This is a genomic window from Halorubrum sp. JWXQ-INN 858 (genome assembly GCF_009806985.1).
Taxonomy (GTDB): domain Archaea; phylum Halobacteriota; class Halobacteria; order Halobacteriales; family Haloferacaceae; genus Halorubrum.
This window is the reverse complement of sequence record NZ_WUAX01000008.1, coordinates 1-22,289: the sequence shown is the minus strand read 5'-3', so window position 1 is coordinate 22,289 and position 22,289 is coordinate 1. Positions and strand designations below refer to the sequence as shown.

At 62.5% G+C, this 22,289-nt stretch carries 22 protein-coding genes; 12 read left to right on the top strand and 10 right to left on the bottom strand.

Annotation, left to right across the window (positions count from 1 at the left end):
* Nucleotides 1-4: 4 nt before the first annotated feature.
* The 3 genes from GRS48_RS05495 to GRS48_RS05485 are packed head-to-tail and all read left to right on the top strand — an operon-like array spanning nt 5 to nt 2,311.
* Entirely contained in the window at nt 5-529 is a 525-nt protein-coding gene (locus GRS48_RS05495; RefSeq protein ID WP_159484369.1) for a hypothetical protein, read from the top strand.
* The gene (locus GRS48_RS05490; protein ID WP_235028006.1) at nt 526-1,362 is read left to right on the top strand and encodes a hypothetical protein; all 837 of its coding nucleotides are present in this window, start codon (nt 526-528) and stop codon (nt 1,360-1,362) included. Before GRS48_RS05495 ends, GRS48_RS05490 begins: the two co-directional genes overlap by 4 nt.
* Nucleotides 1,355-2,311 (top strand): hypothetical protein, encoded by a 957-nt coding sequence (locus tag GRS48_RS05485; protein ID WP_159484367.1) that lies wholly within the window; start codon nt 1,355-1,357, stop codon nt 2,309-2,311. The genes GRS48_RS05490 and GRS48_RS05485 overlap by 8 nt, the downstream gene beginning before the upstream one ends.
* Here the strand turns inward: GRS48_RS05485 and GRS48_RS05480 are convergent.
* From GRS48_RS05480 to GRS48_RS05470, 3 genes are all read right to left on the bottom strand, one after another.
* The gene (locus GRS48_RS05480) at nt 2,308-2,781 is read right to left on the bottom strand and encodes a hypothetical protein (RefSeq protein WP_159484365.1); all 474 of its coding nucleotides are present in this window, start codon (nt 2,779-2,781) and stop codon (nt 2,308-2,310) included. The two genes, GRS48_RS05485 and GRS48_RS05480, sit on opposite strands and share 4 nt — an antisense overlap.
* Nucleotides 2,782-2,931: 150 nt before the next feature.
* A complete protein-coding gene (locus tag GRS48_RS05475) occupies nt 2,932-3,885 on the bottom strand; it encodes a hypothetical protein (protein ID WP_159484363.1) in 954 nt (317 codons plus the stop codon).
* 316 nt (nt 3,886-4,201) lie between these two features.
* Nucleotides 4,202-4,513 carry a hypothetical protein gene (locus tag GRS48_RS05470; protein ID WP_159484361.1) on the bottom strand — a complete coding sequence of 104 codons (312 nt, stop codon included), beginning with the start codon at nt 4,511-4,513 and terminating at the stop codon, nt 4,202-4,204.
* Between the two features lie 97 nt (nt 4,514-4,610).
* On the opposite strand from GRS48_RS05470, the gene GRS48_RS05465 reads away from it, so the two are divergent.
* On the top strand, nt 4,611-4,808 hold the full coding sequence (locus GRS48_RS05465) for a hypothetical protein (protein ID WP_159484359.1): 198 nt from the start codon (nt 4,611-4,613) through the stop codon (nt 4,806-4,808).
* Nucleotides 4,805-5,845 (top strand): site-specific integrase, encoded by a 1,041-nt coding sequence (locus GRS48_RS05460; protein ID WP_321168308.1) that lies wholly within the window; start codon nt 4,805-4,807, stop codon nt 5,843-5,845. Before GRS48_RS05465 ends, GRS48_RS05460 begins: the two co-directional genes overlap by 4 nt.
* Nucleotides 5,846-6,027: 182 nt before the next feature.
* On the opposite strand, the gene GRS48_RS05455 is transcribed toward GRS48_RS05460, so the two are convergent.
* On the bottom strand, nt 6,028-6,420 hold the full coding sequence (locus GRS48_RS05455) for a hypothetical protein (RefSeq protein ID WP_159484357.1): 393 nt from the start codon (nt 6,418-6,420) through the stop codon (nt 6,028-6,030).
* Between the two features lie 203 nt (nt 6,421-6,623).
* On the opposite strand from GRS48_RS05455, the gene tnpA reads away from it, so the two are divergent.
* On the top strand, nt 6,624-7,004 hold the full coding sequence (tnpA, locus tag GRS48_RS05450; RefSeq protein WP_159484355.1) for an IS200/IS605 family transposase: 381 nt from the start codon (nt 6,624-6,626) through the stop codon (nt 7,002-7,004).
* Nucleotides 7,001-8,329: an RNA-guided endonuclease TnpB family protein gene (locus GRS48_RS05445; RefSeq protein ID WP_159484352.1), complete on the top strand. Its 1,329-nt coding sequence runs from the start codon at nt 7,001-7,003 to the stop codon at nt 8,327-8,329. Before tnpA ends, GRS48_RS05445 begins: the two co-directional genes overlap by 4 nt.
* Before the next feature lie 268 nt (nt 8,330-8,597).
* On the opposite strand, the gene GRS48_RS05440 is transcribed toward GRS48_RS05445, so the two are convergent.
* Nucleotides 8,598-9,437 (bottom strand): succinylglutamate desuccinylase/aspartoacylase family protein, encoded by an 840-nt coding sequence (locus GRS48_RS05440; protein WP_159484350.1) that lies wholly within the window; start codon nt 9,435-9,437, stop codon nt 8,598-8,600.
* Nucleotides 9,438-9,715: 278 nt separating this feature from the next.
* Here GRS48_RS05440 and GRS48_RS15205 point away from each other — a divergent pair, with 278 nt between their 5' ends.
* Both GRS48_RS15205 and GRS48_RS15200 read left to right on the top strand, forming a co-directional pair.
* A complete protein-coding gene (locus tag GRS48_RS15205; protein WP_159484348.1) occupies nt 9,716-11,014 on the top strand; it encodes a hypothetical protein in 1,299 nt (432 codons plus the stop codon).
* 122 nt (nt 11,015-11,136) lie between these two features.
* Entirely contained in the window at nt 11,137-12,663 is a 1,527-nt protein-coding gene (locus tag GRS48_RS15200; protein ID WP_159484346.1) for a hypothetical protein, read from the top strand.
* A gap of 161 nt (nt 12,664-12,824) precedes the next feature.
* Here the strand turns inward: GRS48_RS15200 and GRS48_RS05425 are convergent, their stop codons facing one another.
* The 5 genes from GRS48_RS05425 to GRS48_RS05405 all read right to left on the bottom strand — a co-directional run bounded on the left by GRS48_RS05425 (nt 12,825) and on the right by GRS48_RS05405 (nt 18,364).
* Nucleotides 12,825-13,625 carry a YihY/virulence factor BrkB family protein gene (locus tag GRS48_RS05425; RefSeq protein WP_159484344.1) on the bottom strand — a complete coding sequence of 267 codons (801 nt, stop codon included), beginning with the start codon at nt 13,623-13,625 and terminating at the stop codon, nt 12,825-12,827.
* Nucleotides 13,626-14,131: 506 nt separating this feature from the next.
* Nucleotides 14,132-14,935: an HpcH/HpaI aldolase/citrate lyase family protein gene (locus GRS48_RS05420; RefSeq protein WP_159484342.1), complete on the bottom strand. Its 804-nt coding sequence runs from the start codon at nt 14,933-14,935 to the stop codon at nt 14,132-14,134.
* 126 nt (nt 14,936-15,061) lie between these two features.
* Complete coding sequence (locus tag GRS48_RS05415) at nt 15,062-16,270, bottom strand: CBS domain-containing protein (protein ID WP_159484340.1); 1,209 nt, start codon at nt 16,268-16,270, stop codon at nt 15,062-15,064.
* A gap of 74 nt (nt 16,271-16,344) precedes the next feature.
* Nucleotides 16,345-17,142, bottom strand: a complete 798-nt coding sequence (locus GRS48_RS05410) for a TrmB family transcriptional regulator (protein WP_159484338.1) — start codon at nt 17,140-17,142, stop codon at nt 16,345-16,347.
* Between the two features lie 238 nt (nt 17,143-17,380).
* The gene (locus tag GRS48_RS05405) at nt 17,381-18,364 is read right to left on the bottom strand and encodes a ferritin-like domain-containing protein (RefSeq protein WP_159484336.1); all 984 of its coding nucleotides are present in this window, start codon (nt 18,362-18,364) and stop codon (nt 17,381-17,383) included.
* Between the two features lie 356 nt (nt 18,365-18,720).
* Between GRS48_RS05405 and GRS48_RS05400 the strand changes: the two genes are divergently transcribed.
* The 3 genes from GRS48_RS05400 to GRS48_RS05390 all read left to right on the top strand — a co-directional run bounded on the left by GRS48_RS05400 (nt 18,721) and on the right by GRS48_RS05390 (nt 22,163).
* Complete coding sequence (locus tag GRS48_RS05400) at nt 18,721-19,173, top strand: TIGR00725 family protein (protein ID WP_159484334.1); 453 nt, start codon at nt 18,721-18,723, stop codon at nt 19,171-19,173.
* A gap of 43 nt (nt 19,174-19,216) precedes the next feature.
* A complete protein-coding gene (locus GRS48_RS05395; protein WP_159484332.1) occupies nt 19,217-19,807 on the top strand; it encodes a peroxidase-related enzyme in 591 nt (196 codons plus the stop codon).
* Nucleotides 19,808-19,874: 67 nt separating this feature from the next.
* Nucleotides 19,875-22,163, top strand: coding sequence for a hypothetical protein (locus GRS48_RS05390; RefSeq protein ID WP_159484330.1), 2,289 nt, complete (start codon nt 19,875-19,877; stop codon nt 22,161-22,163).
* Nucleotides 22,164-22,289: the final 126 nt, after the last annotated feature.

Sequence of the window (22,289 nt, the reverse complement as noted above, 5' to 3'; positions counted from 1 at the left end):
CCCCATGACCCGCATTTTTATCGTCCTGCTGCTGCTCGTAGCTGCGGCATCCGGAACGGTCGCCGCACAGGACAACACGACCGCGAACGAAACGGCTCCCGACCTCGAGGACGCTGACACCTGTGATCGGCTCGTCGAGGACGGCGTACGTATCTGCTCGGCCGACTTCACCGACGGTGAATCGGTCCTCGTCTTCGAGAGCGATCGTCGCGAACGTATCACGCTGACAGAAGCGGCTCCGCTCGACGGCGCTGACCCCAACCGCGACACGTTCGTTCTGTCCTCTGGCCGAACGGAGGTCCGGCTTTCCCACGCGAACTCCGCGTCCGAGGGCGTCTGGATCGATACTGGCACCACGCTGACCGGCGTCCGCACCCGCACGTCTGACGCGCTCCTCGGCGGCCCGTGGACCGTCGAGGACGCACAAAGCGCCGGAATCGGTGCCGGACTCGGAACGGCTCTGATGACGCTGTACCTCGTTGCTCGAACCGTCTACGGCCGCGACCCAACCGGAGAGCGATTAGCATGAGAGACACGCCTGACCCCAAACCCGATAAACCCCGCTTCTGGCAACTCGTACAGTCGACGAAGCGCCGCCTGCCCGATATCGTCGTCACCGTCACGATCGGCGCTGCTGTCCTGTACGTCCTGATCGCCGACCAAGCCATCCCGCGATGGATGCAGGTCGCGGGTCTCGCCGCGATCGCCACGATCCCGGTCGGCTACTTCACCGGCCAAAAGGTCGTCTCGTGGCTCTATAACCCCTCGTGGGTGTACGTCGTCGACCTCGACGCTCGCGTCCTCGACGGTGGTATCTACCGATTGCCGCCCGACGAATGGCGGGAGTTCGACGTTCTCGACGACGATGGATTCATCAATTCGACCTATAACGTCACGCAGCTCGCCCCGAACCTCTACGTCGGTAAACAGGTCGACCTCGAAGACCAAACGGTCGTCGGCACCTGGCGTGGAACGCTCGACGACAGAGAGCTGACCCGCGCGCTTCGTGCCGTCCACGAGTGTCGCGGCCAGCTGCAAGATGACGCACAACGGGGCTTCATCCTCGAAACCTCCGCGTTCGTGTTGGTTCGCCGGGCGACTCGAAACACGGTCGAGCGCATCGTGGAGCTGTTCGAGGACGGTTCGCTGCCCGACTCGGGTGACGGGATCGGCCGCGCCATCGACCAGGAGCTGAAAGACTTCGGGCTCGACGACGCTTCGGATTCCGACCTCGCCGACCTCGTCGACGACGACGCGATCGACGAGATGGATCATAAATCGGGGTTCGACTTCGGCGGAGCGGAGGAGTCCACCGATCGGAACGGCCACGCCGAGAAAGCGAAGGTGACTGCCAATGAGTGATATCGATGAGGGGATGCTCACGGCCGCGAAGCTCGCCGAGCAGCTCGCCGGCAACATTGAGACGGAGCGCGACCTCGACTTGAACGCCGGGGCGATCTCTCCGAGCGACGTTTCGGCGTCGGTCTTCCTCGACGGGCTCGACCCCGACACGGAGGACGACTCCGAACTGCTTTCGCTCGTCGACCGGACGCTTCAGTCCCGGCAGGCATCCGAAGCCATCCGGTCGGGCAATTCGCTGCTGCTCTCCCACCTCGTCGGCGTCACCGAGCAGGATCTCGACGCGTCCGCGCTCACGCTGCCCGTTCGGATCATCGACCTGCTCAAGAACAACGGTGCCCTGACGACGATCCTCGCCGCGGGCGACCCGAACACGGGGAAGACGAATACCGTCTGGCTGCTGGTCGAGCTGGCCCGAACGGTGTGGGACGACCTTCTCGTGATCAGCAACGCCCGCGCCGGGGCCGTCGACGAACGGGTGACTTCGTGTCATGACCTGGCGCTCACGCTCCTGGAACACCGCGACCGACCGAAGGCGGTCGTGATCGACGAAGGCTCTACTCATTTTGACGCCCGAACCAACTCCTACGAGGTCGCCTCACAGTGGTCGCCGCTGCTGAAACGGATGAGTAAGCTCGGAACGGAGTTCACAGCCGTGATCGGTCACACCGGAAAAGACGTCGATCCGGAAGTCAAACGCCTGACCTCGCTCGCACTCTACAAATCGGACCCGAAGGTCGTTGAGTTCTACGACACGTGGCCCGCCGATTCCGACCGGCCGATCGGTCAACTGTTCGGTGGCGACCTCCATCACCTCGAACCCACCGGCGTCGAGTACGACCCGGATGAACCGGCACCCTGGAGCTGGGATCTGCGATCGAACCTGTTCGCGCTTGACCTCGACTGGCCGGAGCTGCACGCGGAGCTTCGAGATCGTGGACCCGATACCTAACTTTTCATCTCATATCCTCTCACGGTGTGCCCGATCTCTGCCAATCCTTCTTCGGTAGCGTAAAACGAGTAGGTCTTATTTGGCGTGTGAATCTTCAATTGCGAGCGCTGCAGTATCGCACCGTAGATCAGCAACCCGATTCCCCCAACTAGACTCAGGATACCGATAGCGAACAGAATTCCCTCCGAAATCGGCCCGATCGCACCTGCTGCAATAAAGAACGCACTCAAGAACGCAAACAGAATACCCCATCCGAAGTATTCCATCGGGTATCCTTTCTCAGAGTACTCGATCGAATTCACACCTCGTAATGAGATATCTGTGACGTCCTTGCCGTTGATGTAGACCACCCGGAAGGGTGTGCAAACGAGTTTCCCCTTGGCGCTGTCTCCGGTCCCCTCTCTACTGGAGTACGCCATAATCTCCGATGTGACCGCCTCCTTCTCAACCAGATACTCCTTGAGCTTCACAGGTACGCATCAGGTACCTGAAAAATAAAACTATGCTCTCTGCGAATACAAGCGACACATATTCATCAGAACGGATATCCACCCACCGACCAACCCACCCTTGCAGTGGGTGGACGCGCGCGACCCCTCCTTGTGGGGGGTCGCGCGGGCTTATCTGATTTTCCATGCAGACAAACGATCGCTGATGATTGGCCAGAGAGAATCTGTGAAAATCAAGAACCCAGAATAGGTGTAGAATAAGACAATAACGAGCCAAAAGAAAGATAACATCAAAGAATAGGGGAATGGTGCAATGGCATATTTATTATGGAAAGTAGACATGTATTCAAATAGATCCGATAAAAAATGAATAAGCAGCATAATTATAGGAGTAAATGGATCTGAAGGTTTCATTATTACTCGTATAATATTTGTGACTTCTGTTTTAACACCACTCCAGTTAGAATACATTCTAGAAATACGTATATATGAAAATATAGCTAGTTGTTTAAGAAACAATATAAAAGCCAACAGCAGTGCTAACAATATTAGAAGAGAAATATAAACAAGTAGTGTTACATCACCTTGTCCAATTCCTGCTAAAATAATCGCCATATTAAATATGGCAAATATTATACCTAGAATATTATAATACGAATCTTTCTGTGTACTATATAGCTCCGCTAATGCCTCACTATTTGAATTGATTATTTCAGATAGAGGTTCTGCCTGTTCTTTTGCAACAATTTTAAACTTACTAATATCTCCGTCATTATTAGTGAGTGGGCGAAGCCTCTTAGGCCAGATTAGCTGGAACAGTTGAGAGGTACAGATGGCAATATGTGCTAAGCTGACTATCAGTGAAAGTATCAAAATTAATATAAATATAAGTTTTAATGAGTCAAAAGATGATTCTACAAGCACTGGCTCGGAGATCTCTCCGTCTAACGATAATCCAATCAAGCCCGTTGCTGCTATACTTGCTGTAAGGCCGGCAACACTGATCCCAAGACCAAATATTTGACGGGCACCTTGCTGAACGTTATAGTATGAGTCAATTTGCTTAGATAATACTGTCCGTCCAACATGTTCACCAACTTCCTCTAGATCTTCCTCTTGCTTCATCTAGTTCGAGTAATTTTAGATGTTATCCTACTGACCACCGGGGTAAGCATCCCGCATCAAGCTCACCCCTTAAATAAGCCAAACCCCACGTAGTGATTTCGTACATATCCCCGTCTTCGATAATTGGTGCGACCAGTTCTCGCTCCACTAAACGTTCACAACGTTGGTTTATATAGCCACTGTCAGCACCGAGCTGCTGAAACTCTGACTCCATTGCCATCGTTGAGGGTGAAGCCCACGACTCCTCGGCGAGATGTTCGAGCACCCGCTCGTCGACCGGGTACATCCACCGACCCATCCGACGCATCTTCACCATCTACGCCTCGTCCTGACTCTCACCAGCGCCTTCACTACTCGATACCTCGACGTTCCCGTTCTCCGCTGCATTGTATTCCCCGTTGAGATACGCTTCCCCCTCGTCGGTCATGGTGTAGATCCCGTTCCCTACCGCGTATAGCAGCCCGTGAGTCGCGAGCTTCTTGCATCGTTGTCCGACGTACTGCGAACTGTACGGGATCCGAGGGTCTTCCGCGATGTCGGAGACGGAGAGAAACTCGTCGTCGCTCTCGACGAACAGCTCTAAGATCCGCTCGTCGAGGAGAACCATCCACTTCCCGGATTTTCGCATATTCGCTATCGAGTGCCAACCCACATATAGATCGAGATGTGAAACTTTCGCTGTAGGGACAAACTATATTTTGGTAGACTCAGAATAACGTGCTGTGATGGATGACGACCCTTCCCCGATCGTGACCGCGGCTGGTCGCGACATCTCGACCTGCCCGGTCTGTGGCGTGCCGATCGAGCCGGACCCACCGGACGGCTTCACCAGGTACGCCCGGCAGGTCGCCGGCTATCTCGATCACTTCACCGAGAGGCACCCGAACCATGAGATCCTCGACTCCCCGGAGGGCTACCTGTGAGCGACGATCTTCAACCGATCTCCCCGCGGGATGCTCGCGAGCTGTATCTCGAAGCGCTCCGTGACGAGGCCGCGGAGTGGACGATCTCCTCCCACCGGAGCCACCTCCGAGCGTTCATCGAGTGGTGCGAGGAGGAGGCTGAGATCGAGAACATGAACGAGCTGACTGGTCGTGATGTCTACCAGTTCCGGCTCTGGCGACGAGGCGGCGGCTATTCGAAAGGTAAGGACGGGGAGATCGCCCCGCGAACGCTCAACTCCGCCCTGAACGTCGTCCGTGTGTTCCTCCGGTTCTGCGGCCGCATCGAAGCCGTCCTTCCGGACCTCTACGAACGGGTCGACCTTCCGGCGCTCTCGAAGGACGACCAGGTGTCCGATTCGACGATCGACCCCGACCGAGTCCCGGAAATACTCACGTACCTCACGACCTACGAATACGCTTCCCGTGACCACGCGATCTGGGCGCTCGTCTGGCACACGGGCGTTCGGCTCGGCGGTGTTCGGGCGCTCGACCTCGATGACGTTCACCTGGAGGGCGGTACACCCTACATCGAGCTGATCCACCGGCCCGGAACGGGGACCCCGCTCAAGAACAAGAGCGGCGGCGAACGGACGAACCGGATCAGCGATCGCGTCGCGAAGATCCTTCAGGACTACATCGACGGCCCCCGCGTCGAGAACCTCGACGATCACGGGCGCTCACCGTTGATGACGACCCGCGAGGGGCGGATCTCGCATAACGCGGTCCGGATGACGTTCTATCGGTGGACCCGGACCTGTGCTATCGGAAAGGAGTGTCCCCACGATGAGGACCCGGAAACGTGTGAGTTCGTCAAGTCGGCGAAGATGAGTCAGTGTCCTTCGACTCGCTCGCCACACGACGTTCGCAAGGCGCGGGTCACCCGGTACAGGAACGACAACGTTCCGCGAGCGATCGTCTCGGACCGGCTGAACGCCTCCGAGGACGTGCTCGATTTGCACTACGACCGCGCGTCGGATCTGGAGAAGGCCAACCGGCGATGGGAATTCCTCGAATAATCAGAAGTATGTCAGGAAACACAAATCGATTCGGCGCAAGCGGAATAGTTGCAAACCTCCAGCGCTCATCGTTCTGCGTGACGGGCAACATTTGGCAGACTGCAGTACGGCGCTTATAAAGGAATCCCTCTTCGGCCGTCGTCGAACCGAACGGGTTCCCACGTCTCACCCGGAATCGCTTTTTAAGACTCTACTTGCGAGGAACCGGTCTCCCATCGCGCGAACGCGTTCATCACTGGACTGGCGAGGATCCCGTGTAGGACGATCGACGTGAGAACGACGAATCCGAGGAGAGCCCACAACCGCTCGGCGGCGATGAGTAGTTCGAGTTCCTGGAACGATGACTGGTTCAATGCGTATGAGCGGTAGTAGAACGACCCGATTCCGCGAATGCCAAACGCCGCGATAATCGCACGGGATCGCCAAGCGAGGTCCGTTCCCAACAGCCCGAGCAGTCCGGCAACTGGACGAATGACGAGCACGATGACGAGTCCAATAGCGACATCTATCGAAGTGATCGGTGTTAACAGTCCGCCTACGATCGCGCCGCCAAAGAGGACGAGCACCGCCGCCATCAGAAGCCGCTCCACCATCACCACATAGTCGTTCAGCGTCCCGTAGTAGTCGTGGTCCCATTCGAAGTTACGGAAAAATCGAGGCGAAAGCCTCGCCCTTCAAGGCGGGGATGAAGCCGGCCAACAGTATTCAATCGCCGTCGATGGCATAGACGGGGTTCCAACGCAATCATTAAGGTATCTGACCGTGATAGTGTGCATAGATGGTAAAGAGTACCCGTCACGCGAAATACGAACTCTACTACCACATAGTGTTCGTGCCGAAATACCGGCGTTCGCACCTGACGGGGAAGACGAAGGAACGTCTCGAAGCCATCTTCGCGGAAATCTGTGAAGACAAGGGCCTCGAACTGGCCGAGGCCGAGGTCATGCCCGATCACGTACACCTGTTCATCGGGAGTCCACCGAAGAACGCCCCCTCACTCATCGTCAATTGGGTCAAGGGCATCTCCGCCCGAAAGTACAACCAACGCTACGACGACCGCGTGAAGTGGACTCGTTCGTACTACGTCGGTACGGCGGGTAGCGCCTCGAAGGGTGCTGTCGAACAGTATATCGCTGAACAAGAGGGTGAGGACGCATGAAGCGCGCCAACACCTTCGAGGTGGTTCCACAGACCGAGAACGACAAAGAGTGCCTCCTACGGCTACTCGACGCCTCCGCCTCCCTGTGGAACGAACTAACCTACGAGCGCCGTCAGAACTACTTCGGTGACGGCGACGTGTGGGACACTTCCGAGTACCGAGGGCGCTACAACGGCGTCGTCGGAAGCGCGACTGTCCAACAGGTCACACGCAAGAACAGCGAAGCGTGGCGGTCGTTCTTCGCGCTAAAAGAGAAAGGCGAATACGCCAACCCGCCGTCGTACTGGGGCAACGAGGAGGACGGACGCGAACTCCGCACCTACATTCGGTGCAATCAGTACACGATTCAGTGGGGCAAGCGTAGCCGTCTCGAAATCCCTGTCGGGCAAGAACTGAAAGACGAATACGGACTCGGCTACCACGAACGACTCCGCCTCGAAGTCCGAGGCAACCCGAAGTGGGACGGCAAACAAGGTCGTCTGGAACTTGAGTACGACGAAGTGAGCGACACGTTCAGGGCTTTCCAACCAGTCACCGTCCCTGATTCTCGACTGGATTCACCACTGGCTTCCGAAGAAGCCGCCCTCGACGTTGGCGCGAACAACCTCGTCGCCTGTTCCACGACTACTGGGAACCAGTATCTCTACGACGGTCGGGAGTTGTTCGGACGGTTCCGCGAGACGACCGACGAAATCGCCCGCCTACAGTCGAAATTGCCCGAGAGACGCAGTCTCTCGGAATCACGGGAGACTTCGTCTTCCGGACGACTCCGAGAGGGACGCTACTCCTCGAATCGGATTCGACGGCTGTACCGACAGCGGACGAAGCGTCGTGACCACGCACAGAACGCGCTGGTGCGCGACCTCGTTGAACGACTGTACGACGAGGGCGTGGCGACGGTGTACGTGGGCGACTTGACCGACGTGCTGGAAACGCACTGGTCGGTCAGGGTGAACGAGAAGACGCACAACTTCTGGGCGTTCAAGAAACTCATCCACCGTCTCGCGTGCGTCTGTGAGGAATATGGCATCTCTCTCGAAGCCGAGTCGGAAGCGTGGACGAGTCAGACGTGTCCCGAGTGTGGCGACCACGACGCGACGATTCGCCACGGGGATACGCTGACGTGTCCATGCGGATTCGAGGGACACGCCGACCTCACGGCGTCAGAGACGTTCCTTCGAGAAAACAGCGATTGCGAAGTCAGGCCGATGGCACGGCCCGTGCGATTCGAGTGGGACGACCACGGATGGTCGGGGAAACCATACCCTCACGAAAGTCCCAAAGAAGTGCGCACGAACCCGCAAGTTGCCTCCGTGGGTCGGTAGCCGAACCCCCAACGGAGGAATCCTCGCGCTTTAGCGCGGGGAGGATGTCAAGAGGGCACTACCGAGCCGGAGAGCCGGTGTACTGGACGCTCCGGAGGCGACGACGCCGGACCGCTCCGTGACGTTCCCGTCGTATCGACCCGATCACGGCTTGAGAGCACGATCGTGGAACGCCGCCACTGACGAAGGAGCAGCCGGTACCGGCGTGAGAACTCGCTGCGGGATCGGAGGCGTTCGACACGCGTCGCCGGCGTTACTCACAAGGGTTCTATTCCCGGTCCCGATCGAGCCACGTTTCCGTTACTTCCGCCAGCGACTCGCCGATCGTGTGTCCCCTGTATCCGAATATCTCCGAGAAGCCGTACGGGGACATCATAATCGGGGAGAACGGTTCGTCAGCGACTATCTCTCTCCCATCGACGCTTGCGAAAGCCGCCCCCGCGGGCACGCGTTCGAAGTTCTCGACGGACACCTCGTAGGTCTCTCCCGATGGTTTCTGCACGGGCGCGTCCATGTGGAAGAAGTCCGGATCCGCGTCGGGCGGCTCGCCGGGGAGCGCATCGACCCCCTTGAGGAACGCGCGCGCTTGGTATTCGGCGCGGGCCGTTTCTCGATCCGAGTCCTCGAAGGCGAGTTCGATCTCGACGTTGACGCCGCACGCCGTGATCGTGTGCTCGTTCATTCCTCGATGATCGACGACGTGCGGGACGGGCAGTCGCGCCGCCAGCTCGAACTCGCGTTCGTGAGCGCTGTGTATGAGCGCGAACGGTGTGGGTTGAGATTCCGTACCGTGCAGCGAGAGGGTCGTCAGCTCCTCGAGAAACTCACAAAGCTGGGCGGCGATCCGCTCCTCTCGGTCGCCGTTCGGATCGCCCGGGAACACCCGATTGAGGTCCGAATCGAGATAGCGTTCGTTGGCCGCGATCGCGGCCGGATTGGCGAGCACGAAGGCGACGCCCCGCTGGAACTCGAGGTCGGCGTCGCGAAGACGACGCACCGCGCGGATACCGCTTCGCTCGTCGCCGTGAACGCCGCCGACGATCGCGACCTCGGGCTCTCCTGGTCCCCGGGCGGTAACGTCGAACAGCTCGGACTCTCCACCCTCCATACTGAACGTGCGCGTGCGAGCGGATTAAAAACTCCGACGAGAAGGCGCCGGAATGCGAAATACGGACGAAGAACCGCAGAAAATCAACGAACTCCGAACCACCGAGTTCGTTGCGGATCCGCTATTGGGATCGATGGCTCGATCGGCAGCAGCAGTTCGATACGACCCTTCTCGGGGTCGTCGGATACGGACCGACGGTCCAGTACCGTCGGCCACAGAGCCTCAGCGACGTGTTGATCCGTCGCCACGTTCTTCGTGCTGAGAACCCACATGTACCTATGGCGAAGCAACTTGACCACACCGTCGATCGAGGGGGCGCTCTGTGTTGGGGCTTGCTGGCCGTGATCGTTCTCGTCATCGCGTACGACCTCTGGACCAGCGGGTACGTCGGTGTCGTGCTCGGGATCGGTGTCCTGATCACGATCCTCGGGCCGTCGATCACGCACCGATCGATGGACGTTCTGGTTCCGTGGCAGGTGCTGCTCGTCGCCGTCGTTGCCCTCCTCGCACGACAGGCCATCGGCTGGGAACCGGTCCAGTTCGTCGGGAACTACCTCGTCATCGCGACGATCGCGCTCGTGCTCGCGGTTGAGATCCACGAGCACACTCGCGTCGAGATGAATCGGCCGTTCGCGACGGTGTTCGTCGCGATGGTTACGATGGCCGTCGCGACGGTGTGGGCGCTCGGACGCTGGTCCGTCGATCTCGTGCTTGGGACGGGGTTTATCCCGAGCAACGAGGCGCTGATGTGGGAGCTCATCGCCGCGACGGCCGTCGGACTCGGAGCCGGCGTCCTCTTCGATCGGTACTTCCGTCGGATCACCCCCAAAGAGCTCCCGTCCTCCGATTCCGAACCGTCGGCGGAGCGAAACCGAGAGTCGGAAGACGAGCCGCCGGCGGACGAACACGAACACGACGACCCGGACCTTTCCGACCGTTTCGGTCTGTCCGAGCGTCGACAGCGACAGCTCGTTCGAGCGCTGCAGCTCGGGATCGTGGCAACGATCGGTGTCGGCCTCCTCGAACTCGACCTCTCGATCGTGTTGACCGGTATCTTCTCCCTCGGAGTCACGTTCCTCCCGGCGATCCTTCAACGGAACCCCCGCGTCTCGATGGACGTCGGGTTGGTGCTGTGGATCTCGACGACGGTGTTTCTCCACGCGCTGGGGACGGCGTACCTGTACGGCGAGACGTTCTGGTGGCACAACGTGACGCACACGGTCTCGGGGTCGCTCGTCGCCGCGATCGGGTACGGGACGTTTCGCGGCATCGACGAGTACACGAGTGCGGTTCGGTTCCCCTCGAGGTTCATGTTCGTCCTCATCGTCCTGTTCGTCGTGAGCGTCGGCGTCCTCTGGGAGATCATGGAGTTCGCCACCGATGGACTCATGCTCGCGTTGGGGGCCGATCCGGTGCTCGCTCAGTACGGGCTCGACGATACGATGACGGATATGCTGTTCAACACCTTCGGAGCGATCGTCGTCGCCACGTGGGGAACGGCGTATCTGACGGGTTTCGTAACCGACCTCCGAAAACAGATCGACGGCAGCGACGTCGAGGAGGAGGACCGATCCTAACGGACCGTGCGAGGAGTCACGTAGTAGTCACATTAAAACCGGGACTGGAGAACAGAAACCCGAGCTTACCGATTAAACGGTCTTCCGTCTTTATCTGTGCGCCACGCCTCTATCTAGCCGCTATGTCACACGATCCCGGCGAGCGACGTGAGGGGCAGCTTTCGAGGGACAGAGACACCATCCGTGAGTGGGCCCGGGAACACGACGCGACCCCGATACGGGAGACCGAACAGGAGGGAGAGTCCGGTCGGTTCCGAATGGTTCCGAAGGACGAGATGACCGAGACGCACGAGGAGGTCGAGTGGGAGGAGTTCTTCGACCAACTCGACGAGGGAGACCACGTCGTCATCTATCACGCCGACGGCGACCGCGAGCCGTTCGAGATCATCGGCCAGAGCAGTATCGCCAGCCGGTTCGACGACGAGGAGATCGAACAGCGCCTGATGGACGGCGAAACCGTCACGAGTACGATCACCGAGACGACGGTGGTCGAAAGCGTCGTCGTCGAGGAGATAACCGTCGACAGCGAGCTCGTCGACACACAGATGGTCGACGAGCGTGTGGTCGACGCCGAGCTCCTCCGTCGGGAGTGTACGGACTGTGAACTCGTCACCGACGAGACGGCCGACAGTCGCGAGGGGTTCGCCACGGACCGGTATCTGGAGACCGTCGCCGGTCACGTCGCTGGCGAGTCCGTCGGTTCGATGGAGGCGGACAGCCGGGGAAGCGCGACGGAGCGGACGTCAATGGACGCGACCGAGCAAACCGAGACGACCGCTCCCGAAGCGGTCGATACTCGGGAACCGGGAGCCGGCTCCGAAACCACCGGCGTGACGGAGTCCGCATCCGAGAGCACGCGAGCGAGCGAGAGCGGGCTCGGAAGCGACCCGGAAACCGAAGACCGGACGTTCCCCTTCCACGCCGAACTCGAGGTCGAGGAAACGTGGGCGGTGACGCGGTCGTTCACCGAGCAGTTCATCGTCGAGAGCGTCGTGACCGATACCGAGGTCACCGGGGGCGAAACCATCGAAGATTACGACATCGAGATAGAGGGACTCCACCGATCGATCGTCGAGAGCGGGATCATCAAAGAGGACGTCCCCACCGACGAGGCGATGGCCGAGTACGAGATCCAAAGCGAACTCGCCGATCAGGACCGCATCACCACCACGTTCGCCCGCGAACGGACCGTCGAGGACGAGATCGTCGACACGGCGCTAGCGACTGCCACCGTCACGGAGACCCGGCCGCTCGAAATGGAGGTCGTCCGGACGAAAGCGCTCGAAACCACAGCCGCGACCTCGGACGCGCACCGCGAAACGGAGGCGGGGGAAGCCGTCGACGCCGGTGAGGAGGAGCCTGCTCACTCGACTGCGGGGGAGGAGACCGGCTCGCTGGTTACCATCACCCGTGACGCGATCGGCCATCCGGTCGTCAACGCCAAAGGCGAGCGGATCGGGTTGGTCACCGAAGTCGAAGAGGAGGCGAACGCGCTGTTCATCGACCCGGAGCCAGGACTCACCGAGCGCATCCGGTCGGCCCTCGGTTGGGGTAACGCCGCCGACGACGACTACCGCCTCGAGGCCGAGGCGATCGATCGTATTACCGACGACCGAGTCGAGCTCAAGTCGCCCGAAGAGTTCGACTGAAACGCACCATCTCGGTGAGCGGTGGGTCGTTCGGTTCCTGACATGCTTCCCGCCACGCCACGTCGGTTTTCGATGGGTTCAGGACCCACTTCGGACGGTCCCGAGTTAACGCCGGTCGGTCGACGACCGCACGCCACACGTACCGATCGATCCGAGCGCAGCTACGACACGTTCAACCCCGTCTCTCGAACGACGGCGTTTATCGCCGCGCCCACGAGTACGACGATGCTAGCGAAGTACAACCACGTGACGAACAGCAAGGCGGCACCGATCACGCCGTACGCTGCGTATTGGCCGGCGTGGGTCGCGTATATCCGGAACCCGATCTGAAGAACCACCCACCCGACGGCGGCGAACGCCGCGCCAGGTACCGCTCCCCGAAGCGTCATTTCGATCGGCGGGAGCACGTAGTAGATCGGTAAGAACGCGGCCACCAACACGACGAGCAACACGAGGGTTCCGAAGAGGTCGACGAACGGCACCTCCACCGGTAGTACCGAGAGCGCGATGCCACTAGCGACGACGAGTGCGATGGCGAGCCCGATGCCGATCACTACGATCAGCGCGTTCCGGATCTGTTCGAGCAGCGATGTTTCCACCGTGTCCAGGTACACCTCGTCGAACGCCTGATCGATGCCGCGAAAGAGCCGCAGGGAGCTCCACGTAAGGGTGAGAAACCCGATTACGGACGCGACACCCCGTCCGGCGGTGTTGGCTAACGCCTCTCGGATGAGGTTCTGTCCCGAAGGCGAAAGCTGCTGGCTGAGCGTGTTGGCCACTCGATCGGCCATCGCTTCCCCGCCGACGAACGACGCGATCGCGACCGCGAGCAACATGAGCGGAATTATCGAGACGAACGCGTAGTACGCGATTCCCGCCGCCAGATACGTTAGATTTCGATCCTGTATGAGATCGACGACGGGGCGAACGACCGATACCGCCGCTCGAAGTCGATCGCGCATCGGTTAGGTACGGTTGAGCTCTTCTCCCGTACTCGATGTCGGTCGCATCGAGGATGCGTCCACGGGAGGCAACTGCGGCGGGTTCGCACACGGTCTCGTGGAGCCTCCGTCACAACCGATCCGGCGACTCACGTACACCCGTTCTCTCACGTACGCACCTGGCCGCTCCCGGCGGTTAGTTATAGAGAACCAAGGAGAACACCTGCGGTGTTAGCCGCAGGATGACTCCGACAGTACGCCGTTTCAATTGCCGCTCGGTGGTCGTTGCGAGCTTCCGATCCGGCGATACGTCTCGATACGCCGCGACGACGATCGCTGACGGACGTACCGGCTCGTCTCCATCGGGGAGAACCCACGGTTCGAACGCCGCACCCCTGTTTTCGTTCGATAGGTGAACGTCGGGTGGCCTATCGGTGGGGTTCGGGCACAGCCACACCGGCCGGCACGGAGGACGCCGAGCACACGTTGAGTCCGCGTGTGTGGAACACGCCGATCGAACGGCGTACTCACTCGCCCGGTGACCGCGCCCCTTCGTAGGCGTCGAACCAGCCGGTGACGGTCCCCTGGAGCGCCCCTGTCGTGCTCCCGAGGTTCAGCATCTGGTAGCCGTTCGACGCTTTCTCGTTGACGTCGTCCATCCCGAACCCGAGACCGCCGACGGGAACACCTGCGTCGACGGCGCTCGAACGAACGGTCTCGACGGCTTCCTGCACGTCCGGGTGGTCGAGCTCGCCGGGACAACCGAGCGAGACGGAGAGATCGAGCGGGCCGATGAAGACGAACCCCAGTTCCGGGACGTCCAGGATCGCGTCGAGGTTCTCGACGGACGCCTCGGTTTCAACGGTCACGCCGACCATCGTCTCCCGGTCCTCGGTGGCAACGTAGTCGTCGACGAGCCCCCAGCGCCGGGCTCGGGGCGACGCGAGCCCCCGGTCACCCGGACCCCCGTCGTAGCTGAACCGGGCGGATCTGACCGCTTCACGGACCTCGGTCGCGGTTTCCACGCGTGGCAGAAAGAGGTTCCTCGCCCCGAGGTCGAGGGCTTTCCGGACCAGCGTCGGGTCCGTATCGGGGAGTCGAACGAGCAGCTCGAGGTCCGTCCGTTCGGCTGCGCGTAGGAGGTCCTCCATCAGATCCGCATCCCACGGATCCGGCCCACCGTGTTCGAGATCGATCCAGACGAAGTCCACGTCGAGTTCGCCGTAAAACTCCACGAGCGTGGGACTGTACGTGTTGTCGAGCAGGCCGAGCGCAACGCCCCCGTTCTCCAACGTGGCTGCGAGGTCGTTCGTCGGTTGTTGTTGGTCCATTGATGTCTCTTCGGGCGCGGACGGGAAACATCTACCGCAGAGATCAGTGAGACGACAGTACCGGGTTTCGCCTACTGATCGCGTGAGCCCGCAGCGAGTGCCCGTCCGAGATAGCGATCCGCCCGCTTACCCGCCAAGCCACCAGCCGTAGAGCTGTTCCTGCTCGTCAGTGCTCGCGCTCTTCATCGACTGGCCGTAGGTCTTTCCTTTGAGGAGTTGGCGCTCGACCGCGTTTGCGGCGAGTCGAATGGCGTGAGAGGCGCCGTATCCCTCCCCATCGGCCGTGAAGTAGCCGCGGTCGGTCGTCAGTCGGATCCGTGCGAGCACCAGCGGCACGCCGCGACTCCGTTCCTTGTGCTTTTGCAGTTCGATGCTGGCCTTGATCACGCTCATCTCGCCGTACTTCGAGGTCATGTTCTCGATCAGCGCGGAGACGTCGTCGTAGTCCATCCCCTCCAGCAGGTCGATCCCGAACACCTGCACGGCGTTCCGATCGTCGCGCTCCCAGGTGAGCGCCTCGATGACGTCCGTTTTCGTGATAATGCCGATCGGATCGGCGGCGTCGTCCGCCGTGACGACGAGCGAGGAGATCCCCTGTTCGAACATCGTCTCGACCACCTCGTCGAGCGGTGCGCCCCGCTCGATCGTCACGACCGCATCGGACATCAGGTCCCGCACCGGCACGTCGAGCATTCGGTCGGCATCGCCCTCGCGCGCCCCGAACCCCCCACGGTTCTGCCCGCCCCCGCCGCGGCTGCCGAAACCGTCCGACGAACCGCCCTGGCTCTTCGTACCCCCTCGCGTCGTGAAGTCGATGACGTCGTACAGGCTCAACATTCCAACGAGGTCGTCCCCGTCGACGACCGGGAGATGGGCGATCCCTCCTTCTCGAAGCAGATGGAGTGCTTTCCCGACCGTGGTTTCGGGCGTTGCACTGATCAGCTCCTCCGAGTAGGCGTCCTCGACGGTCGCTGCGTCGAGGAAGGGACGCACCGCTTCGAGGACGGCATCGCCGGTTACCACGCCGACGACACCGTCGTCGTCGAGTACGGGGAGCGTTTTGGCGTCGCTGCCGATCATGAGTCGCGCGACCTCGCGGACGTCCTCGGTGCGCTCGACGGCCGGGACGTGCTGTACTTGCGAGCCGACCTTCGCGGACGGCTGGTTGGACGAGGATGCCAGCTGTCGACGACTCACGACGCCGCGATACTCGTCGCCGTCCGTCACGATGACGGCGTCGAGCTCCTGGTTCTCGAACGCCCCGGCGACCTTCGAGAGCGGTGTGCCGATATCGAACTCGGTGAACTTTGTGGAGAGGATCTCGGTTATATCCATGCTATCATTCTACACGGAGGGGCGCTGGACGGATATACTTGTTCCACGCCTGACATTCTACGGGTCGAAGAAGGCTACTCGTCGGACTCGAGGGAGAGGGCGTCGAGTCGCCAGGTGAAGATGGCCCGCAGCACCACGACGAGGCTGTTGCGCTCGCCCGTCCCCCAGATGCCCGTCTCGTGGATACCGTCCGTCGCGTCTCGGTCGGCGATGACACTCACGAGGGCGGTTCGCTTGTCGGTGATGAGCAGGCTTCCGGCCCCCTCATCGTCCCACACCCACAAGGTCTCGAAGAGTTCAGCCGAGGGGATCCGCTTCTGAATCTCGGCTTGAGCGGGCTCGGAAATCCCCGCGAGATAGATGTCGACACCACGCTCTTCGGCCGCCTCGAGGCGGTCGAGGTGGTCGTCAGTGAGGAGTTCGTCGACGGTCATGTAGATGAGTTCGTCTTCGGCGTCGTCGATGAACTCGAGGAGACGGCTGACGACGGCCTCGTGGCTCGTAACCGTCCATACCCCGAACTCCTCGGGTTGGCGGCTGGCGGGTTCGAGGCGTTCGAACAGTTCGCTCAACTCCGTGATGGTGTTCTCGTGTTGGAGGTCGAGTTTGCGGAGGGCGCTCTCTCGTGACACCGGCGTGAATTTCATGGGCGACGTGTGTTGGATATCGACCAATCCAGCCTCGTGGAGGGTGTCGACGGCGTCGTAGACGCGTGTGCGGGGCACGTCACTGATCTCTGCGACGTCCTTTGCGGTGCCGGTCCCGAGTCGAAGGAGATAGACGAACGTGTAGGCTTCGTACTCGGTGAAGCCGAACTCTTTGAGTAGATCGGCACACTCGTATTCCAGCTGTTCGGTCGGCTTTTCCGCCATACGACCCCATAGGCGGCAGCACCGAATAAAACGGGACGGTCGTTCACTACCGGTGGTTCCAGGGATTCCCGTGTCGGAACGGGTATCCATGCCGAACGATGGGTAAACGCAACCGTTCGGCCTCGCGGCCCCACACAGTCACGGGCGACGTGCTAACGCTAGGACAGCTACTCGGAGGGGGTCTGTAACGCGCGATTACGCGCAAAAATTGGTGTCGGCGTGACCGGGCCGGGGAGCGCTACTGACCGTTCTCGTCGTCGTCGCCGTTGCCGTTCTCTGGCTCGGGTTCGCCGTTCTCGGGTTCGCCGTTCTCGGGTTCGCCGTTCTCGGGCTCACCGTTCTCGGGCTCACCGTTCTCGGGTTCTTCGTCTTCTTCGTCTTCTTCGTCTTCTTCGTCTTCTTCTTCCTCCTCCTCGGGTTCCTCTTCTTCCTCCTCCTCCTCGGGCTCTTCTTCTTCCTCCTCGGGCTCCTCTTCTTCCTCGTCAGGATCCTCCTCGTCAGGATCCTCCTCGTCGGGATCCTCTTCCTCCTCGATCATCTCCTCCACGTCGTCGACGAGGTACTCGTCGATCAGGTCGAGCACTTCGGACTTGGACCGAGCCTCGTCGACCGCGTCCGGGAACGCGGTCTCGTTGATGATCGTCCGCAGGAACGCCGCGTGCCGAGCCTCGACGCTGTGGATGCCGAGCGCGGGCGGCAGGACCGCCTCCTCCTCGATGAAGGGGGCTGCGCCGGCGTACGCCGACACGCTGACGTCCGCGAGCTGGGCCGCCGTCGAGAGGAACGCCATCGGATACTCCACCGCGAGGCCGAAGTCGAACTCCGGCTCCTCGACCGGATCCCCGCCGAGGTCCTGGACCGCCGCCGCGAGTGCGTCGGCGTGCGCCTCCTTGTGTCCCTGGATCGTCTGGAGCTCGTCGAACACGCGCTCGCGGAGCGGGCTGTCCTCCCGGAGCACCTCGCAGTTGCAGAGCGCGTCCTCGCCGATATTGTCCAAGCCCTCCTCGTAGAAGCGGGCCTGGAGGAGCCCCATCACGCGTGCGTAGTTGAGGATCTCGACGTCGTTCGCGAACTCGTTTTCGACCATCTCCTCTTCTTCCTCTTCCTCCTCCTCTTCTTCCTCCTCGGGTTCCTCTTCGTCCTCCTCTTCCTGGGCCAGCGCGGGGGTGATGAACGCGCTGCCGGCGGCGATCCCGCCGAGCGCGGCCGCCGACCCGGTCATGAACTGTCGCCGCGTGTTCCCGTTCGAGCTGTCCACCGGTCGTTCGTTAGCGTCTTCTGTTGGTTGCACCACACCGGGTATCAGGGCGCGGGCCCGGATTGTTATATATCAGATAGCTTTCGTTCGGACGACCTTAGCACGAACAGGTTCCGAGTATGGTCACCTTCTCGTGGTTGCCGACGTCGTCCCTGGCACCGCCGCAGTCGTCGGTAATCCACGCCACAGGTCCAGTAACACGACCGTAAAGCGTGGAACGACGCGTAACCCGTGCTCGCCGGTGTGTCCGTCCGTGCCCGGTCACTGAGGCCTCGTGCCAGGATCGCGCTTTTAAGGCCGCGCGCGTCGGACCCCGACATATGCGTGTCAGCGTCATCGGCGGGAGCTCGGTATCCGGGGAAACGGCCGCGGTCGCCGAGCGGTTGGGGGAGCTCCTCGCCGAGCGGGGCCACACCGTGGTCTGTGGCGGGCTCGGCGGCGTCATGGAGGCGGTCTGTCGGGGGGCTCGCGGCGCCGACGGGCGGACGATCGGGATCCTCCCGTCGGACCGTCCGGCGGACGCGAACCGGTACGTGACCGACCCGATCGCGACCGGCCTCGGCCACGCGCGCAACGCCCTCGTCGTGATGAACGGCGAGGCGGTCGTCGCCGTCGACGGCGGGCCCGGAACCCTGTCGGAGATCGGGATGGCGCTCGTGTACGACCGGCCGATCGCCGGGATCGACACCCACGACTGCGACGGCGTCCGGGCCGTCGACGACGCCGCGGCCGCGGTGGCGTACGTCGAGTCGACGGCGGTCGACTCGCGGTGAGGGCGGACGAACGCTTTTATCAGGGAAGGCGGAACGGCCACGTATGACCGACGATGCCGAGGTGGCCCTCGACGCCGACGCACAGCGGAACTTCCCCGTCCCGTCGTTCGAGGACCTCCCCACGGACCTCAAAGAGCGGATCGCGGCGGAGGCCGAGCGGGCCGGTTTCACGCCGAACGTGTTCGCGGCGCTCGCGTACCGCCCCGAGCAGTTCCGACCGTTCGTCGCCTTCCACGACGCGCTCGTCGACGGGGGCGAACTGGACCGCGCCGAGGTGGAGATGATCGTCGTCGCGGTCTCGGGCGTCAACGACTGCCTGTACTGTACGGTCGCTCACGGCGCACTGTGTCGGATCTACGCCGACGACCCGGAGCTCGCGGACCAGCTCGTGACGAACCACCGCTCGGCCGACCTCCCCGAGCGTCACCGCGTCATGCTCGACGTCGCCGTGAAACTCACCGAACACCCCGAACGCGTCACGGCCGCGGACCGCGATCGCCTGCTCGACGTCGGGTTCAGCCGGGAGGCCGCGTGGGACGTCGCCGCGGTGGCCGCCTTCTTCAACCTCTCGAACCGGCTGGCGACGTTCGCCGACTGGCGGCCCAACGCGGAGTTTTACACCCTCGGCCGATGAGCGTGGTCCCGACCCCGATCACCCCCCGACCGACACGCTCATACGTATCACCGGAGACGAACGTTCGATGACGGACGGGACTGCCGGGAGTTCGATGACGGACGGGACTGCCGGGAGACGGATCGCGTTCGAGACACGGGACGCCTCGATACGCGTGCGTGACCGGCTCGCCGGCGTCGACCTCGTCCTCGAGACGGACGGGCCGCCCGACCTCAAACCCGCGCTCACCGAGGTGTTCCCGTTCCCTGCGGACCGTGCCGTCGGCTTCAAGGCGGAGTCGATCTCGCTGCCGTCGTGTGCGGCCGCCACGGTCCGCGAGCCGCACGGCGAGCTGATCGCACACCTCCAGGAGTCGATGGATCTCCCCGCGGGGACGTACTGCTTCGACGTCACCGGCGTCACCAAGTCGTTCCTCCGCGTGAGCGACGTGTCGGTGTCGGCGACTGGCGTCGCGGAGGACGGCCCGCTCACGTTCGAGTTCGGCGAGCCGACCCGCGTCGTGCTCGGCGCGCGATCGCTACACACGCGCCCGGAGGCGACGATCACGGTTCCCGACGATCCGGAAGCGTTGATGACGGCCGTCTCGACGCTCGGGTCGTCGATCAAGGAGTTCTCGCCGGAGCGATCGTGGCCGACCCTGCGCGGCTACCCGCCGCGGATCGAGCGCGGGGAGCGGCTCGACGTCCCCGACGGCCTCGGGCCGCCGGACACCGGGATCCGGATCACGGTGCCGCCGACGTACGCGAACGTCTACCGCGTCGCGCCGCTGGCGTACTACCTGGGCGCGACCGTCGCCCCGCGGTCGTCACCGGCGCTTCACCTCGACACGGGCTACGTCGAGCCGCTGCCGGCCGACGGGGACGCGCTGGAGCGGCGGGTCGAAACGCTGCTCGGGAGCTGGCTGTTCCTCGACTCGTTGGTCCGGATGGAGGGGTACGTCCCGTCGGACCGCCACGAGTACGAGCAGGTGGGCCCCGCCCTGCCGTTCTATCCGCCGAACCTCGCGGATCGATCGCCGAGCGAACGCCTGATGGAGTACCTGGAGGTGTCCCCGTCCGTGATCGAGCCGTATCTCCCCAACTGGCCGACCCGGGCGGCCGTTCGTCCGGGACCGGACGCGATGCCGCTCCTGACCCACCTCGCACACGTGCTCGCGCCGATCCGCGTTCGCGAGGTAGCGGCGGGCTGGGCGGACGCGGGCTGGGAGGGCACGGCCTGGAGAGAGACGGACGACGCCCCCGTCGGGATCGGTCTGTCTCCGTGGCGGCCGTCCACCGATTGGCCCCCGGCCGGTGGCGACCCGGTTCCGCCCGGGACGGGGGTGTTGTCCTCGGCGGCGTACGAGAACGTGCTCGATCGGGATCGCACCATGCAGGGCCGTACGCGGCTCGTCTTCCTCACCGATTCGACGGACCGGGAGCGCGACTTCCGCCGGGCGATGGGCGACGACGCGCCGCCGGACGGCGTCGGCTCGTGGGAGGTCATTGCCCACCCCGACGAGCGCGCGCTCGCCGAGGTGTTCGGCGACTCCACGATCGACCTCGTCTACTGTGACCTCCCGACCGACGGATCGTGGGTGAGTCGGGTGGACGGAGCGGATCGGGTGGGCGGAGCGGATCGGGTGGACGGGATGGACGGAGCGAACGCGGGAGGCGAAGCGGCCGAAGGAGTTCGGCTCGGCGGCCTCGACGACGCGCCGGCGGCCGTGGTTTTCGAGGGTGACCGCGGGGGCGGCGGCGTCCGTGCCGGCCAGCGGCTCGTCGCCAACGGGGCGATCGCGACGGTCTCCCTCGCGGGCACGCTCGAAGCGAACCCGCTTCGGACCCTCGTCGGGCTGCTCGCGTCGGGAACGCCGATCGGGGCGGCCCTCGCGCTCGTCGACCGGCCCGAAACGACGGCGGCACGGTTCGTCGGCGACCCGTCGGCCACCGCGGTCGCGACGGCGGACAGGTTGGCGAAGAGCGTGGTCGACGTCCGATCGGTCGCGCCGGACGCACACGAGGTCACGAGGCTCGGGGTGCCGTCGATCGACTCGCGGGTCGGCGCCGAGGTCTCGTACCTCGCCGCGTGGGCCGGCGAGCGTCCGGAGCTGATCGGGACCGTCCGCGACGATTACCCGCGGTTGAGTACGGCCGAGGTGCTCGCCGAAGTGCCGGAGCCCGACTCGGTGGTCCGGCTCAACGGAACGGTCCTGTTCGAGGCGGACGACGTCTCCGAGGCCGAGGTCGTGCGGTCCGCGCGGCGGGCGCTCGACGACGAGGACGGTCGCAGTGTCGGGTTCGGCAGGGACGCGGGAGACGACCCTGACCGTTGGGCCGACGTGGCCGGTGATCGGACGGACCACCGATCGTCGTGAGGCGTGAGTGATCTATGACGCGTAAGTGATCCGCGAGGCTTGACATCCTCTCCGCCCTGAAGGGCGAAGATTCCCACGGCACCGCGCCGCTGGATTGGGATGTTTACGGTTTGTAGCGGCCTCGAA

Bases quoted from the DNA above. Each gene is read 5' to 3' on its own strand.
- GRS48_RS05415 (WP_159484340.1), bottom strand. From the start codon at position 16,270: ATGGATATAACCGAGATCCTCTCCACAAAGTTCACCGAGTTCGATATC.
- GRS48_RS05490 (WP_235028006.1), top strand. From the start codon at position 526: ATGAGAGACACGCCTGACCCCAAACCCGATAAACCCCGCTTCTGGCAA.
- GRS48_RS05485 (WP_159484367.1), top strand. From the start codon at position 1,355: ATGAGTGATATCGATGAGGGGATGCTCACGGCCGCGAAGCTCGCCGAG.
- GRS48_RS05470 (WP_159484361.1), bottom strand. From the start codon at position 4,513: ATGCGAAAATCCGGGAAGTGGATGGTTCTCCTCGACGAGCGGATCTTA.
- GRS48_RS05395 (WP_159484332.1), top strand. From the start codon at position 19,217: ATGACCGACGATGCCGAGGTGGCCCTCGACGCCGACGCACAGCGGAAC.
- GRS48_RS05475 (WP_159484363.1), bottom strand. From the start codon at position 3,885: ATGAAGCAAGAGGAAGATCTAGAGGAAGTTGGTGAACATGTTGGACGG.
- GRS48_RS05405 (WP_159484336.1), bottom strand. From the start codon at position 18,364: ATGACCGGGTCGGCGGCCGCGCTCGGCGGGATCGCCGCCGGCAGCGCG.
- GRS48_RS05420 (WP_159484342.1), bottom strand. From the start codon at position 14,935: ATGGACCAACAACAACCGACGAACGACCTCGCAGCCACGTTGGAGAAC.
- GRS48_RS05455 (WP_159484357.1), bottom strand. From the start codon at position 6,420: ATGGCGGCGGTGCTCGTCCTCTTTGGCGGCGCGATCGTAGGCGGACTG.
- tnpA (WP_159484355.1), top strand. From the start codon at position 6,624: ATGGTAAAGAGTACCCGTCACGCGAAATACGAACTCTACTACCACATA.
- GRS48_RS05410 (WP_159484338.1), bottom strand. From the start codon at position 17,142: ATGGCGGAAAAGCCGACCGAACAGCTGGAATACGAGTGTGCCGATCTA.
- GRS48_RS15200 (WP_159484346.1), top strand. From the start codon at position 11,137: ATGTCACACGATCCCGGCGAGCGACGTGAGGGGCAGCTTTCGAGGGAC.
- GRS48_RS05390 (WP_159484330.1), top strand. From the start codon at position 19,875: ATGACGGACGGGACTGCCGGGAGTTCGATGACGGACGGGACTGCCGGG.
- GRS48_RS15205 (WP_159484348.1), top strand. From the start codon at position 9,716: ATGGCGAAGCAACTTGACCACACCGTCGATCGAGGGGGCGCTCTGTGT.
- GRS48_RS05445 (WP_159484352.1), top strand. From the start codon at position 7,001: ATGAAGCGCGCCAACACCTTCGAGGTGGTTCCACAGACCGAGAACGAC.
- GRS48_RS05425 (WP_159484344.1), bottom strand. From the start codon at position 13,625: ATGCGCGATCGACTTCGAGCGGCGGTATCGGTCGTTCGCCCCGTCGTC.
- GRS48_RS05465 (WP_159484359.1), top strand. From the start codon at position 4,611: ATGGATGACGACCCTTCCCCGATCGTGACCGCGGCTGGTCGCGACATC.
- GRS48_RS05495 (WP_159484369.1), top strand. From the start codon at position 5: ATGACCCGCATTTTTATCGTCCTGCTGCTGCTCGTAGCTGCGGCATCC.
- GRS48_RS05400 (WP_159484334.1), top strand. From the start codon at position 18,721: ATGCGTGTCAGCGTCATCGGCGGGAGCTCGGTATCCGGGGAAACGGCC.
- GRS48_RS05440 (WP_159484350.1), bottom strand. From the start codon at position 9,437: ATGGAGGGTGGAGAGTCCGAGCTGTTCGACGTTACCGCCCGGGGACCA.